Annotated in this window: 19 protein-coding genes; 12 read left to right on the top strand and 7 right to left on the bottom strand. The window is 61.2% G+C overall.

Annotation, left to right across the window (positions count from 1 at the left end):
• The first annotated feature begins 1 nt into the window (after nt 1).
• The 7 genes from NKH89_RS10280 to NKH89_RS10305 all read left to right on the top strand — a co-directional run bounded on the left by NKH89_RS10280 (nt 2) and on the right by NKH89_RS10305 (nt 8,330).
• Nucleotides 2–493, top strand: a complete 492-nt coding sequence (locus NKH89_RS10280; protein ID WP_352589734.1) for a hypothetical protein — start codon at nt 2–4, stop codon at nt 491–493.
• Entirely contained in the window at nt 493–3,021 is a 2,529-nt protein-coding gene (locus NKH89_RS10285; protein ID WP_352908795.1) for a hypothetical protein, read from the top strand. Before NKH89_RS10280 ends, NKH89_RS10285 begins: the two co-directional genes overlap by 1 nt.
• Nucleotides 3,021–3,461 (top strand): hypothetical protein, encoded by a 441-nt coding sequence (locus tag NKH89_RS10290; protein ID WP_023723056.1) that lies wholly within the window; start codon nt 3,021–3,023, stop codon nt 3,459–3,461. The genes NKH89_RS10285 and NKH89_RS10290 overlap by 1 nt, the downstream gene beginning before the upstream one ends.
• Before the next feature lie 959 nt (nt 3,462–4,420).
• Nucleotides 4,421–4,795 carry a hypothetical protein gene (locus NKH89_RS10295; RefSeq protein WP_352908797.1) on the top strand — a complete coding sequence of 125 codons (375 nt, stop codon included), beginning with the start codon at nt 4,421–4,423 and terminating at the stop codon, nt 4,793–4,795.
• Nucleotides 4,796–4,954: 159 nt separating this feature from the next.
• Complete coding sequence (locus NKH89_RS35800; RefSeq protein WP_502896883.1) at nt 4,955–5,368, top strand: hypothetical protein; 414 nt, start codon at nt 4,955–4,957, stop codon at nt 5,366–5,368.
• Nucleotides 5,369–6,195: 827 nt separating this feature from the next.
• Nucleotides 6,196–7,704 carry a phage head spike fiber domain-containing protein gene (locus NKH89_RS35805; RefSeq protein WP_502896886.1) on the top strand — a complete coding sequence of 503 codons (1,509 nt, stop codon included), beginning with the start codon at nt 6,196–6,198 and terminating at the stop codon, nt 7,702–7,704.
• Nucleotides 7,705–7,745: 41 nt separating this feature from the next.
• On the top strand, nt 7,746–8,330 hold the full coding sequence (locus NKH89_RS10305; protein ID WP_352496028.1) for an acyltransferase: 585 nt from the start codon (nt 7,746–7,748) through the stop codon (nt 8,328–8,330).
• Nucleotides 8,331–8,422: 92 nt separating this feature from the next.
• Here the strand turns inward: NKH89_RS10305 and NKH89_RS10310 are convergent, their stop codons facing one another.
• The 7 genes from NKH89_RS10310 to NKH89_RS10340 all read right to left on the bottom strand — a co-directional run bounded on the left by NKH89_RS10310 (nt 8,423) and on the right by NKH89_RS10340 (nt 12,233).
• Nucleotides 8,423–9,169, bottom strand: coding sequence for a hypothetical protein (locus NKH89_RS10310; protein WP_352496029.1), 747 nt, complete (start codon nt 9,167–9,169; stop codon nt 8,423–8,425).
• Nucleotides 9,170–9,650: 481 nt separating this feature from the next.
• Complete coding sequence (locus NKH89_RS10315; protein ID WP_352496030.1) at nt 9,651–9,935, bottom strand: acyltransferase family protein; 285 nt, start codon at nt 9,933–9,935, stop codon at nt 9,651–9,653.
• Nucleotides 9,936–10,092: 157 nt separating this feature from the next.
• Nucleotides 10,093–10,671: an acyltransferase family protein gene (locus NKH89_RS10320; RefSeq protein WP_352496031.1), complete on the bottom strand. Its 579-nt coding sequence runs from the start codon at nt 10,669–10,671 to the stop codon at nt 10,093–10,095.
• A gap of 370 nt (nt 10,672–11,041) precedes the next feature.
• The gene (locus NKH89_RS10325) at nt 11,042–11,215 is read right to left on the bottom strand and encodes a hypothetical protein (protein WP_023723043.1); all 174 of its coding nucleotides are present in this window, start codon (nt 11,213–11,215) and stop codon (nt 11,042–11,044) included.
• Nucleotides 11,216–11,379: 164 nt separating this feature from the next.
• A complete protein-coding gene (locus NKH89_RS10330) occupies nt 11,380–11,547 on the bottom strand; it encodes a hypothetical protein (RefSeq protein WP_352908802.1) in 168 nt (55 codons plus the stop codon).
• Between the two features lie 181 nt (nt 11,548–11,728).
• Nucleotides 11,729–11,878 carry a hypothetical protein gene (locus NKH89_RS10335; RefSeq protein ID WP_352496033.1) on the bottom strand — a complete coding sequence of 50 codons (150 nt, stop codon included), beginning with the start codon at nt 11,876–11,878 and terminating at the stop codon, nt 11,729–11,731.
• Nucleotides 11,879–12,047: 169 nt separating this feature from the next.
• A complete protein-coding gene (locus NKH89_RS10340; RefSeq protein ID WP_023723040.1) occupies nt 12,048–12,233 on the bottom strand; it encodes a hypothetical protein in 186 nt (61 codons plus the stop codon).
• A 151-nt stretch (nt 12,234–12,384) separates the two neighbouring features.
• Here NKH89_RS10340 and NKH89_RS10345 point away from each other — a divergent pair, with 151 nt between their 5' ends.
• Genes NKH89_RS10345 through NKH89_RS10365 form a run of 5 tightly spaced genes read left to right on the top strand, consistent with a single transcriptional unit; the run spans nt 12,385 to nt 14,176 of the window.
• Complete coding sequence (locus NKH89_RS10345) at nt 12,385–13,182, top strand: N-acetylmuramidase family protein (RefSeq protein ID WP_352496034.1); 798 nt, start codon at nt 12,385–12,387, stop codon at nt 13,180–13,182.
• Between the two features lies 1 nt (nt 13,183).
• Complete coding sequence (locus NKH89_RS10350; protein ID WP_352496035.1) at nt 13,184–13,396, top strand: hypothetical protein; 213 nt, start codon at nt 13,184–13,186, stop codon at nt 13,394–13,396.
• Nucleotides 13,396–13,665, top strand: a complete 270-nt coding sequence (locus NKH89_RS10355) for a hypothetical protein (RefSeq protein ID WP_352496036.1) — start codon at nt 13,396–13,398, stop codon at nt 13,663–13,665. The genes NKH89_RS10350 and NKH89_RS10355 overlap by 1 nt, the downstream gene beginning before the upstream one ends.
• Nucleotides 13,650–13,853, top strand: a complete 204-nt coding sequence (locus NKH89_RS10360; protein ID WP_023723036.1) for a hypothetical protein — start codon at nt 13,650–13,652, stop codon at nt 13,851–13,853. Before NKH89_RS10355 ends, NKH89_RS10360 begins: the two co-directional genes overlap by 16 nt.
• Entirely contained in the window at nt 13,853–14,176 is a 324-nt protein-coding gene (locus tag NKH89_RS10365) for a hypothetical protein (RefSeq protein WP_036245970.1), read from the top strand. The genes NKH89_RS10360 and NKH89_RS10365 overlap by 1 nt, the downstream gene beginning before the upstream one ends.
• Nucleotides 14,177–14,194 lie beyond the last annotated feature (18 nt).

Below are 14,194 nucleotides of genomic sequence, written 5' to 3' on the forward strand. Positions count from 1 at the left end.
CATGTGCACACTAGCTCTTATCGGCACGGCTCTTTCCGTCGGCGGCGCGCTGGCGGAAGGCCAGCAGTCCAGGCAGATGGCCGACTACCAGGCCAAAGCCTATGAACAGCAGGCGCGGGCCGACGCTCAAAGCTCGGCCTTCGAGCAGGGCCAGGAGCGCCACAAGCAGGACCTGCTGCAGGCGCAGGCGCGTGCCCAGGCCGGCGCTTCGGGCGTCGCCATGGCGGGCTCGCCGACCGAGGTGCTGGCCGCCAATGCCAGGCAGGGCCAGCTCGACCTCAAGGCGATCCAGTACGGCTCGCAGCTGCGCCAGAACGGTCTCGGCACGCAGGCGGCGATCGCGCGCTTTTCCGGCAGGCAGGCGGTGGGCGCCTCGATCTTCAAGGCCGGCGGCAATCTCGTATCGGGCATCTCCGGGCTCTACGACCCGGCCAAGGCGGTGACGTTCGGCAGAAGCGCCTTCCCGCCGGCGCCGGGCGGAGGCCTCTACTGATGGCCACCATCCCGCTCCAGCTTGCCCAGCGCCGGCTCGATACCGGCACTGTGGCCTCCTATCCGAACGGCTCGCCGGTGGGCGCCGCCATGCGAGGCTTTGGCGACGAGCTCTCGGCGATTGCCGAGCGCTTCAAGCAACAGAAGCAGCAGCAGGATGCGTTCGACGCCGACATTATCGGCCGCGAGCTGAACGCACGCATCGCCCACGCCGAGGCCATGGCGGTGCAGACCGCGCCGGCCGACGGCGGCGGCCTGCACGACTTCATGTATGGCCAGCTCGATCCGCGCAGCGACGGCGTCGTCAAGCCCGGCCTGTTCGACCAGATCTTCGACGAGACCGCGGCGAAAGTGCCGGAGGGCGAACGCGCCAATTTCCTGGCGCAAAAACAGGCGTTGCGGCTCGCCGGCTCGGCGCGCATGGCCGCGCAGCAGCACGCGCGGCGCCAGAATTATGAGCAGGCCGAGTGGAGCAAGGTCGAGGCCGGCTACACAAGCGCCATCGCGCAGGGCGACCCGGACGACACAGGAACATTCGAGGCGATCCGGCAGAGCGGGCTCGAGTTGATCGGCAAGATGGGCAACCCGGCGGCCAGGCAGGCGGCCGAGGCTGCCTGGCGCGCCAACACGGCCAAGGCGCTCGTCCAGGCGATGATCGCCCAGGACCCGAAGCGTGCTGCGGAGATGCTGGGGGCGGTGTTGGCCGCAACGGACGGCAAGACCAAGGACGATACCGTCGAGGCTGTGAGTGGGCCTCCGGCGGATGGAACTGCCGCACCGGCTTCGCTCCGTGACCGGGTAGGCAAGCTTACGCCGGACGAAAGGTCGGCGCAGGCCTTTGGGGACGACATTGCCCCCGAAGAGCGGCCAGGGTTGGTCCAGCAGGCCCGAGCCGCCGACGCGATGCGGCAAGTCGAAAAACGCACAAACATTATCCTGGCCGAGCAGAATGCGCCGGCCGACATCAGGGACAGTGGAACCTATTCCGGCTCGATCCCAACGCCGGAACAATTCGTCGCTCTCTATGGCGCTACCGAAGGCGCCGGGCGCTTCGAGGCGTTCAACAGGACCGTTGAGGTTAATCGCCAATTCCACGGCATGCGCGACCTGTCGAATAACGCCGTGCGGGCCATGGTCAAGGACGCCGACCCCACCGCAGATAGTTCAACGCCGGAAGTGGACAAGGCACGCCATGACGCTATCGCCGCCGCCGCGGACCTGACGTTCAAGGCCAGGCAGGCCGATCCGGGCGGCTATGTCCGCGAGGCATTCGCGAACCTTGATGCGGCCTGGAGCAACCTGTCGAAGCCGGGAGACTATCGGGCGGCGATCATTGGCTCCATCGCCGCCCAGCAACAGTTGGGTTTTGAGACCGCCCAGCCGCTACCCAACTCTGTCGCTGAGGATATTGTCGGCAGACTCAAGGCCCAGCCGCAACACCAGACCGCAGAGCTGCGCAATGTGTTCGCCGCGCTACCGAATCAAGCCGCGCGCGAAGCGGTGCTGAGCCACCTGTTTCAGACCAGCGCGTCCCAAACGGACAGCAGCATCGCGGACAGGTCGGTCCGGGCAGCTGTAGTCGACCCGATGATGCTGCTCGATTTAGCCAACACTGTCGAGCCAGGACGATCGGTATCAAACGCGGAACTCACCAACTACTTACCGACGAATCAAGAGTGGCTCGGGAGATTGATAGCCGGCGACAGTGAGCGGGGGAGCCTATGGCGTCTTCTCGCGCAAAAACTCGTGGGCTCCGATGGGCTTGGCGAAGACAGCATCTCGGTGGCCGACTTCACGCCGTTGGGGACGTCATTTGCACTGGAGAAGGCTGGAAATGCAGCGCTGGAAGGCAACTACGACCAAACACTGCTCAATGCCGCGGGCGCAATTCCTGGCGATAGGTTGGCGGTGGTGGCCCTGGAACGCGCCGCGGCGAAGATTGCCAAGCCCTGGGTAGAGAAACTCTCAATATTTTCGAGGCGGCCGACTGACCTAGTCGAAGGCGGCGAGGCACTTGTTCGTGGGGTCGATGCCGAAACCCTTAGGCACCAGCAAGCGCTTGCGCGCTCGGTCTCGCCACCAATCCCACGCCGGAAGACGCGAGCCGGTGAAATGTCCGATAGTGCCTTTGATACCGCGTTACTAGGTGCGATGCTTGCTAGGGATACGTCCAAAGTTAAACATGCCGGGGCGAAGGTTGGGTGGGCTCCATCCAAGGACTATCGAAAAACCTTTTTCGACGCGAATCCTAGTCTCAACAAAAGCGACTATATAGTGCATCATGGCGTCGAGCAGGGAGTTTTTAAAAGGTATCCCGGGCTTTTTGCAGAGCAAGAGCTGCATTCAATCGAGAATCTTCGTGGAATCCGGAACGAGTTCGACATAAATTTGCACCAGAAGGTCATTCGGAACGAGTGGGAATATTTCTATAAGAAAAACCCTCATGCTACTCGCCAGAAGGTCCTTGACTATGTTACGGAAATCGACAAGAAGTATGGACATTTGTTCTATCTACCAATAGGTGACTGATGAGATACTTTGACATTTTGCCCGATGTGGCCGGCGGATTGGGCGACGGCACTGTCATGGATACCAGTGTCCACCCTCCTATCGTGAGCAAGCTTGTGTACCAGATGGAGGGATGGATCGGTGATGTTCTTATAACAAGCTTTCCATGTTTCCTCGTAACGGAAGAGGCCGCGCACGCATTGTCAGAAATCGGCTTCACCGGAGCGGCATTCGCCCCTGTTGAAGTCATAACGTCCGAAGATTTTCGCGAACAGCAGCCCGAGGTAGAGCTTCCATCTTTCGTGTGGCTGAAGGTGAGCGGGAAGGCGGGTCACGATGACTTCGGCATCGCCAAGAACCTTGACCTCGTCTTATCAGAGCGAGTCTTCGATGTGTTTGATGAACGAGGTCTCCCTTCAGCTACCATCAAGCCGTTCGACATTTGGCATGAGCAGCGTTGAGCTTTGCGAGCCCATTCCGGTAGAGCCGTGCAGCGCACTCGCGACAAGCCTGTGCAGCGCTGAATATGGATGTGTCTCACGAGAAAGCGCTGGCCGACCGGGGGCACGCATCGTGCGAGAGCAGATCATATTAAACACCATAGCGATGCAGGAGACTATGCTCGCTGGGCAAGAAGAAGATGGCTCAAGCAAGAAATGAAAGGGAACACAAGTGGTCGAGCGAAATTGTAGCGACGTCAAACCCGACTTGACTAGCGTCACCCGCTTGCCGTCGGCTGACAAAAGCACAGGCGATGAAGAGCTTGATGCTGCACGTCTGGAAGCCCGAAAATATCTTGAGTTTTATGACTGGTTTCAGACATCAAGGGAGAATATCTTGGGTATGGGGCCGACGGCATAATATATATTTTCCTTTTCGAGATTGTACCTGGCAGGCCGGAAGTGGATCCGTGAGTATGGGTGATCATAGGCGATGTGCCTCCGACATACCTGACTTGTGAGGACGCCAAGACTCCATACGAGGCGCTGGATGGATATGTCGGCGCCATGGAAGAGTGGGTCGAAGCTGCGCGACGGGGGGACCCGGTGGCGGATCTAATCCCGGTCGATGTGCCGGCTAGCCCAGCCAACGCCGAAATGTGGGTAGCCGTCTCAAGTTCCTTGATGAGAATGTGCTTCCGTTACTTCCGAAGTGATGTATCGGCGCTTCTCTGCAAGCGCCGTCAGCTAGCTAAAGGTTCTACCGTGCGGTGATCATCGGCAAGCCCCGAACTCGAGCAGCAAGCAGGCGCATTGCCCAGACTTCGATCGCAAAGAGCCGCGGCAAAGCAGCTTGGTTCAACCAGCTATACTAATCTTTTAGTGCTTTCACGATGCTGGCTTATGGCCCGCTAACCGCAGAGCGGTCAGTTGGCGGTGCCTTTTGGATCGCCCCCTGTTTCAGATGCAGGATTGACCTGTTGCGTACCGACTCTTTTCCGACCATGGCAAGGATCGCTTTTCTGCTTACCTTGGCCGCTGTTCTCCTGCTCGCGCTTTCGCCGGTGCGGTTCCTGCAGGAGTTGGACATGGGCTTCACCTTCCACCATGACAAGCTCAACCACGCCGCGGCGTTCGCTGTGCTGGCGGCGTTCGGAAGCCTCGGCTGGCCGGAACACAAGACGAGGCTGGTCGTGCTCCTTGCCATTACCGGCGCGGCGATCGAGCTGCTTCAGGGCGCGCAGCTGATCGCGCGCGATATGGATATCCTCGACTGGGTCGCCGACTGCGCCGGCATGGCCTGCGGGCTGGCGGCGATCGGCGGCACAAGAAGGCTTGTTGGCGGATTGCCATAGCCCTGGGCGGCGTTGCGCGCTGTCCGCAAAATCGTCCGTGAATACACCGGCTGCGCCGGATAGCGCGGTGTCCGGCCGCGCAGCTTAGATTTCCCCCCGCCAGCACCGAACCCCTTCCAGCCTCGCTTATGCGGGGCTTTTTTCATGGAGAAAGCCCTCATGTCCCGACCTGCAACTGCCGCCGTTCGTCTCCTGACCGGCGAACGCGAACCCGTGCGCCTCGCAACCACGGCCGACATCCTCCTGCACGGCCTGCAGGCCATCGACGGCGTGCCGGCCGAAATCGGCGACCGCGTGCTAGTCAAGGACCAGGCCGACCCGACGCAAAACGGCATCTACACGGCGAGCGAAGGCGAATGGTTCCGTGCCGCCGACGCCCGCACCACGCGCACCCTGCAGAAGGGCACGACGGTTCCCAGATCGGGTCGGTCAATGCCGACCGCGTGTTCGAATTCACGGCCGACGAGCCGGCCGTCGGCGCCGATGCCATCACCATCGCCGCATCCGTTCCGCCCGACATCGCCGACGTGGTCGAAGAGGTCGAAGCGCTGCGCGATGAAACCCAGGCCTTGAAGGATGCTGCCGCAGCCAGCGCCGGCCAGGCATCGGCCAGTGCCGCCGCTTCCGCCGCGAATGCGGGCCAAACCACGGCCGACCGGGCTGCGACCAATTCCGATGCCGTCGCCGCCGCGGCGGCCGTCGTCAGCGCCCAGGCCGCACGCGACGCTTCGCTCTACGGCAAGGGCATTTTCCCGACGACTGCGGCGGCAATCGGCTTCGGCGTCGTCGGCAATGGTGCGATCACGGCGGGCTCGGGCGGCGCCAATGGCACGTTCGACCTGGCGTTTGCCGGCGGCACCGGTTCGGGCGCCGCCGGCCGCTTCGTGGTGGCGGGCGGGGCGCTGACGCAGATACTGATCACGGCGCCGGGCTCCTACACAGTGGCACCGACGTTGGGCTTTGCGGCGTCGGCCGGGCTGGCCGGCGCCGCGGCGGTGGCGGTAATGGGCAGGAATGTCGATGTCGGCGAGTATTTCTGGACGGAGGTCAGCGCCGGCTTGCTTGGCCTATTCCGAGTTGACGCCGGGCCGGTTGCAACCGACATAGGAGTTCGTTCATCGACGGCCAGCATTGTGACGAACGTCGATGCGCTGTCGCGCATAGAAGGGCTTGCGGTCACTACGATCAAGCTGACCGAGGGCACTGGTTCCGTCGCGCCGACCTGTTTCCGAACCTATACATTCTCGACTGGCGTCGTAGTCGAGCATGTCGTGACCGCCAGGGCATCCGAGCGCCGGCTGCTGCAGCTGCTTTCCAACGGGCCAGCTGTCTATACCGCCAATTTCGATCTGTCGGACGGTACCTGCACCGGTACCGGCCCGGCACTCACCAGCTTCTCTATGATCGCGCTGGGCGGTGGCGAGTACGAATGCAGAGCGGTAGTCACGCCGACTGCGAACGGCGCTGCCAACGTCCAGACGCGGTTTTCGCCGGCCGGCGTGTTCCCCTTCACCGGCGATGGCGCCTCCGGCGTTTACGTGCGGAACATCGTCCTGCGGCTTCCGTCAACGACCACCAATCTGTTTCCGAGCAGCGACCCGACGAACGCCGTCTTCACCAAGACCAACTGCACAGCCGCGGCCGCGACCGTCCCGGAAGTCAGGGTGGTGCCGCAGTTGCAGGCGCTGGTCGACGTCATCGATGTGCTGGTCAATGGCCGGCTAACGGCCGACAAGATCATCGAGCAATCCGGTTCGGGCAGCCCGTCTGTATATCAGGCCATCGCATGGGTGATCGGTCAGACCTTCGTTTGGGATGTGTATGCCCAAAAGGCCGAGAGGACACGCCTTAACCTGTTTTCCAACGGGGCCTGCGCCTTCGACTGCACCTTCGATCTTGCAGGTGGCACCGCTTCCGGCAGCGGCGCGGCATTCGGCACCGTTTCGACGCAGGCGATCGGCGCCAACTGGTATCGTTGCCGGGTGACCGGCACTGCGAACGGCACCGGCATCGCCAATGTCCAGCATCGCGTGTTCCCGGCCGCCGGTGGCCATCCTTACGTCGGCGACGGCGTGTCGGGCCTCGGTCTCCAAAGCTCTAGCCTGAGCATCAACGGGGGCGCGAACATCCTCAATTCGCCGCGCGATTTTTCGTCCGCAGCCTGGATCAAGGCTGCTGGAATGCCGCCGGTTGCCGCCAACACCATCCGCTATGTCGGCGCGCTCGATCCGAGCGCGATTGACGCGGATGCCGACGACGGTCGGGCAGCGCTTGTCGGCAAGAAATGGACGCTGCTCGGTTCGAGCATCACAGCCCAGGCGTTCTATAGGGGACCGCTGGCCGTGAAGACCGGCATGGTTCCGACAAATCTTGCCTATAGCGGTGGGTCCTTGGGAATTGCCACCAATGGGCACTATGGGTCGCAAAAGATCTACGACCAGATTGCCCTTATTCCGGTAGATGCCGAGATCATCACTTTAGAGCCGGGTCCGAATAATTTCGGAGCGGCCGACGTAGTTCTAGGCGACCTGGGGGATCAAACCCTTGCTTCCGGCTTCACCGGGGCCATGGTTGATGCCTTCAAGGCCATGCGCCTCCGAGCCCCTATTGCCAAGATCATATGCCTCGGTACTTACAGCGGTGGTCCTGGCCACGCTACTCATAGGCTTTTCAGGACAAACAGTCAGGGGAACACTCTCGACCAGTTCATGCGGAGGGAACGCGAGGTCTGTGAAATGATGGGGATCGGCTTCATCGACGTCGGCGGCGGCAGTGGTATCGGGTACCTGACCTCGACACTCTACATGTCGGACGAATTGCACCTCAACAGCGTCGGCGGGGAGAGATACGCCAGCTTCGTTGCCGATAAGCTGCGCGCGCTATCGCGGGTTGGATTCTTTGGCACTTGATCTAGTTGGAAATTTCGCTCGCTTGTGGCAGATACCGGTGAATGCGTATCTTCTCGACCTTCCTCGCTTTTCGCCGTCTCTTCTGGTCATGGATCGCCACCGGCGCTGCCAGGGAGAATGCGATCGTCGGACCCCGGACGCGGTTCGGTGCAGGGGCGGAAATCTTCAACATCCACGGCGACCGAGCGAGGGTTTCGATCGGTGCCGACAGCCATTTGGATGGACATTTGCAAATCTTCGCCCATGCAGGCCGCATCGAGATCGGCGATTGGTTCTACCTTGGACCCGGCTCAACGGTTTGGTCGTCTGATCCGGTGGGGATCAAGATCGGCAAGCGGGTGCACGTTTCATGGGGGGTCGCGATCCACGATACCAACTCGCATCCCATGGACCCTCGGAAGCGGTTTGCGCAAATGCAGGCCATCTTCAAGGAAGGTCACCCGCGCGTCGACCCCGGCATCCGATCGTCGCCAATTGTGATTGGAGATGACGTCTGGATCGGCAATAGCGCCATGATCATGAAGGGTGTCACCATCGGCGATCGGGCTATTATCTCGGCCGGGTCAATTGTTCGATACGACGTTCCGGCCGATGCATTGGTGCGGCCAGCAGACCTAGTGAAGTGATGCCTGTCGCTGCCGCTCATCAACGAGGGTCGTGCCGTCGTATCGCACTGCATGTCGAGCCGGTCGTCCAGTCTACATTTCTCGTCTCGATCTCAGGGCGCTTCGATAAAAGGCATATGCTTGATGCGCTCCCATTGGTCTTTAGCCGTAGTTCTAGACCAGCGGTTACGCAGGACGTTCTCTCGATAGGCCTGGGCAGGCTCTAATTCCGGTATGTCCGAAGCGTCAGGTAAGAAGAACGCGTTCGCGCCGGCGGCCGAGACGGCAACGAGCTTGTAGTCGTGCGTCTTGCATAGCTTGGTCAGGGCGGTGATCGATGCACCGTGATACCAGCCGCTGTCATGCTTGGCCGTGCGGTCGAACGCGAGATCATAGGGCACGGTGATTGGGTTGAGACCGAAACTGGCATTGTACTCCGCGACAATGACAGCCGGACGCACTGGCAGCAGGGCTTGCAGAAACCAGTAGTCGTTGCCGTCGACGTCGACGGAAAGCACTCCAAGCTGTGGAAAATGCGTGGCGAGGTTTTTGATGTTGTCAAGATCGATGAAGCTCTGGCGCACTTCGATTCGCTTTGGAAGCAGCGAGCGGGCCAACCGCACGGTCGTTGCGTCGCCGTCGACGAGCAGACCCCTGAAGTCGCTAAGCCCAATGCAGTTGTATTCCGTGGGATGAAAACCAAACTCCAAGAATGTTTTCGGGCTTTGACCAACGATCCGCGACAGGATCACGCTCTCGTCGGATTGTGGAGACCCACCAAGGTGAGCTTTTGCGAGGTGAAAACAATAGCGGAGCGGGGTTGCGCGAAGAAAGGCATGCACGCGCGACTGGACATTCATCGCTAGATGACTCCTCGATCGCCCGCCCGCAGCAAATTATTTGCAACAAACAGCGACGGTTTGCAACCTTGCGCAACGACCGCGACCGCCTGCCAGACGCTTCGTTCGAACCGCCGAAAAGAAGAACTGCGCTCGAGAGCGGCGCGAGTCGCATCTGCAAAGGCATTTGACCGGAAAAGGCGCTCCGGCTGAGGTTGATGGCCGAGGCGCCGAGACTACCAGAGCGTTTCACTAACCTGCAAAGCTGTCGGCTCAGGAACGCCTTGCGATCGGAACATTGGCGCTAAATTGGGTGAGCTGCTGTCGTGCAATGCCTTGCCGCAGATGGCGCAGATTCAGCAGTTGCGCTTGTTGAGGGTGGGATTCTGCGGTTTGTCGCTTCAAGCCGGTTCCACCTATAAAGCTTTCGCGACGCAACCATAGTCCTACGGCGACGCTTGCTCAGTTCCTCTGGCGAACCTGTTGGGATAAAGGTCGGTCCCTAGCCTTCTGATGACAGCAAGGGCGCCTGTGGTTCCGCATCTGAGATGGGCGCTTTTACGATATCTGGCGCAGCGCGGCGCGCTTTGCTGCCATAGTCGATCTTCTTCGACTGCTTCTTGGCCCACTCTTCGACAAAATACCAGAGCAACAAAGCCGCGCCGAAACACGCGGCAAGCGCAATAGCCGATGCCAGCCATGGGGAGCCGGGGAACACCCGCTCGGATAGTTTTACGAACCTCATGCCGATAGGGACGTGCACGAGGTAAAGCGAATACGAGATCATCCCGACCCTGCTGAACAGGGACGACGCCGGCACCCAAGAGATTGCAATCGCAGTCGAGGCTAGAAGACAGGTGATTGCCCGCTCCGGTCCAAGCGTCCACCACGGCGCAAAGGGCAGCGATCCCGACGCAGAACGTGTTGAGGTCAACCCGCTTCGTCTAGAACATGAAGGTCAGAATGCCGGTGCCGAACACGCTCAAATGGGCCGGCAGGAATTCGACATATCCGGTGCTCACGATAGAGAGCGCGGCAAACCCGCCAAGCATTGCCAAGCCTGCAGTCCTGCTGCTGACCTGGATCGGAAAGAGCAGTCCTATCACCACGTAATATTGAAACTCGATAGCCAGCGTCCAGAACGGTCCGCTAAGCCAAGGCTGACCCACGAAGGCGTTCACATAGCCGATATGCAAAAGCACGTTGGTGACGGTGTAGGGAGGATGCGAGGTGTTGAATTGCGGGATGTGAGCCAGCGCCACGCCGCTGATCAGGATGAAGGCGATCGTCACGAAGTAGGGCGGTTCGAGGCGGACCATGCGCCGGGCAATGAAGCGGAAATAGCCGCTGATCTTGTGCCCAGCGAGGTCCATCGACAGCGGAACGATAAAGCCTGAAATCACGAAGGACAGCGGCACGCCCATGCGGCCATAGCTCCACACGTCATCGACGCCGTTTCCAATCCCGGCAGTACCGACGACATGGAAGACACACCATGAGAGCCGTGATGCCTCGAAGGGCATCTAGTGTCTGGTTGCGCATTCTTCCCCGCCGTGAGTTCGTCGCTAAGCCGCAAGGTGTGCCATCCGGCAACTGAATGCGCAACGTCAATTGCTATTCTGGCGCGGCTTCGCAGGGAGAAACGCCCTAATCTGTTCCGCCCATAAAGTATATGCGGCTCCCGTAATATGCGTGCCATCGACTGAATATTTCGGCAGCAACCTACCCGCGAGGGCGGAGCTGACTGGAGCGCTCTGCTCGTCGCAGTAGCATTTAATCTCGCGGGAGGATCGGGTCCCTCGCTAGCCAAACAATCTGCCTAGACATTTAGAGTCACGACAGCAGAAAAAAGCCGAGCAAAACCGCGAACACTGCGTCCGCCGCCGCCAGCGGCTACCGCCTGCTGTCCTGCGGCTTCTCGTGAGGCTCCTGGCCTTTCGACCACCAGACAAAATACAGCGAGCCCATCTTCATCACGGGAACGCGGCGGTCGCGTTCCCGGGCTCGCAGCTCACGATAGGTCTTCATCTTCAGGGTGCCGCCCGGCAGCCTGATACGCACTGCCATCGGTCCAACTCCCGTTGTGCAACGCAGCAATTGTGTGCAATGCGGTAAGTAGAGACCTTCCGTTACGGAAGAGTCAACAGCAGCATCATCAACTTATTTTGCGAGCTGGCCGGCGCAGGCTTCGCGGTGCCGGGCGGGCAGGCGCATGCCTGTCCGAAGGAGCTTCATCCTGGCGAGTGGTCGTCAATCAGGCGCTGGCGGTTCGACCACCAGGTGAAATAGACCCGGCCGAGCCTGACGACGGGTACGCGGCGGGCGCGTTCGCGATCGCGCAATTCGCGATACATCTTCACCTTCAGCGTGCCGCCAGGCATCCTGATACGCACCGCCATCGATTCCGCCACCCCATTGTGCAACGCAGCACAAGAGACCTTCCGTGGCGGAAGAGTCAACGCCTGCCCGCTGACTATTTTTGGGATCTGGCGAGCGGTCTTCGGAGGTTTCGGCGCGCAGGGCGGTTCCTGATCCCGCACGGAGGCACCAGTGCCCGGTCGGGATCGTCGGGTGCGCGGGCTATTTCCTGGGCGGGGGTTTTTTGGGCGAGGATGGACGATCGGACATGCCGCTCGGCCACCAGATGACGAAGTAATTGCCGACCTGCCAAACCGGCACCTCGCGATTCTGCTCGCGGCGCCGCAGCTCGTCGCTTTTCTTGATCTTCAAAGTCCCGCCTGGGAGTCTGATTCTTATCGTCACGTGTCCTCCCGCACCCGCTACAGGTACGAACGATATACGCGAACAGTTTCATCCCGGCTAAGCAATTTCATCCAGGCCGAGCAATTTCGGGGCCGATACAGCGCGCCGGACCGGCGCGAGATCGCCGAAACCGGCTCTATTTGAAGAAATCCGCAATGCCGTTGATGGCCAGCACCGCATAGACGATCGGTCCGGCGATAAACGCACAATAAAGGCAGAGGATCGCTGCCAGCACCGCGAGCAGCGGCTTGTCGCGACCGACGGCGCGGAGCTCGGACCTCACCGACCAGCGCGCCGCAGCGGTTTGTTCATCATCAGGCATGTGCACCATCCCGCGCCCATTTCACACGGCGGGTCGAAAACATCAACCTTCCTTGCAACATCGGCACGCGCTGCCGCCCAATTCTGCTTTGCCGCCACGCATCCGTTTTTCAACCTCAAAATCCTGCCCGAAAGGGCGGAAAGGACTGCCCATGGACCTTTCATTCAAGGGCGCCGCGAGGCGCCTCGATGACATAGACTTGCCGAAACTCGGCGCCCGGATCGGCGTCGGCGAGGACGAGATCCACGCGTTCCTCGATGTTGAAACCAGCGGGCACGGCTTCGACGCCGTTGGCCGGCCGGTCATCCTGTTCGAACCGCACGTCTTCTACCGCAACCTGTCGGGTGCCAAGCGGGCAACAGCGGTAGCCGCCGGCCTCGCCTATCCGAAGTGGGGCGAGAAGCCCTATCCCAGGGATAGCTACCCACGGCTCAGGGCAGCTTGTGCGATCGACGAAACCGCGGCGCTCAAATCCGCCTCATGGGGCTTGGGCCAGGTTCTCGGCGAGAATTTCAAAGCCGCCGGCTTTCCTACCGTGCAGGCGATGGTCGAGGCGATGATGGCGGACGAGGCGCTGCAGCTCGGCGCAGCGATCGATTTCATCGTCGAGAAGCGGCTCGACGACAATCTGCGCAATCACGATTGGGCGGGATTCGCCAAGGGCTACAACGGCCCCGGCTATCGCAAGAACGCCTACGACACCAGGCTTGCCGAGGCCTATCGCAAATGGTCGCGCATCAAGGACACGCCGTGGCCGTCTGCCGGTCCGGTGTCATCGGCGGTCGTCCCTGCAGCTCCGCCAGAGTCCGCAAAACCGATTGCCGTTCCACCGCCGGCCGCGGCGCCCTCTGCGCCTCCTGTGGCTGTCGCCAAGCCCGGCTTCTGGGCAGCGCTGATCGCCGCCGTCCTCGAACTATCAGCCATCTTCAAACTGTTTGGAAGGAAATGACATGTGGACCCGGATCAAGAGCTTTTTCTGCGACAGCGAGACAATATTCTGGGCGCGGCTTCAGGCGGCCATCGGCGTCATCGCGAGCATCGTCACCCATGTCGACCCGCAGGTTCTTTCGCCGATCATTCCGGGGGAATGGTTCCCCTGGTTTCTTGTGATCAACGGCGTTTTGACCGAGTTCCTGCGCCGCCGCCGCGCGGAGGATTTGTGATGGCCGCACTCCTCGCCATTCTCAGCGCCATCATCGGCAACAAGGTCGTCATGACGGTATTCGCCGCTGTGGCCGGCGGCATCGGCCTTTATGTTGCGGGCGGCATCAATCGGGCGAAGAAGGAGGCGGCTAAACAGGCCGAGGCAAAAATCGCGGCCGCCGAGGACCGCCTCGAAATGAACCGCGAGGCCGCCGCCGAAGAGCGCAAGGCCGCCGGCATGACCGATGCGGCAGCACGAGCGGAGGCTGGGAAATGGGCAAAGCGCTGATCCTCTGCCTGGTGCTCGCCGGCTGCACGACAACCGCGCCGGCCGGCAATCCGCGCCAGGTCTGGTGCGACCACAACCAGCCGCGCCGGCCATCGGCGGCCATCGTCGCCGCCGTGACCCGGCCCGAGCTCGACGAGATGAACGCCTTTAACGGGCAGGGTGCCAGATGGTGTGGGTGGACGCCATGATGCATGAGCTGCTCGACGTTCTGGGCATCAAGGCGCCGGTGCTGGTCGCCGGCCTTTCCGGCGGTATTTTGCGGGCTTTGTCGCGTCATCGCTACAAGGTCCGCGAAATGGTGGCCTCGCCGATCTGCGGCGCGCTGGCGGCGGCCTATCTGACGCTGCCGGTCGTGCATTATTTCCGCGCCGCCGGACTGCCCATTCCTTCTCCGGACGACGACACCACGACGCTCGCCGCGGCTTTTCTAATCGGCGTATCGGCGATGTGGATCTCGGATATCGTCTTCGAGGTGATCGTGCGCCGGTTCGGGCCGGTGAAGGAGGAGTAAGCCGCCCAAGCCTGACAA

The sequence above is a fragment of the Mesorhizobium sp. M0923 genome (assembly GCF_040319365.1).
Lineage (GTDB): Bacteria > Pseudomonadota > Alphaproteobacteria > Rhizobiales > Rhizobiaceae > Mesorhizobium.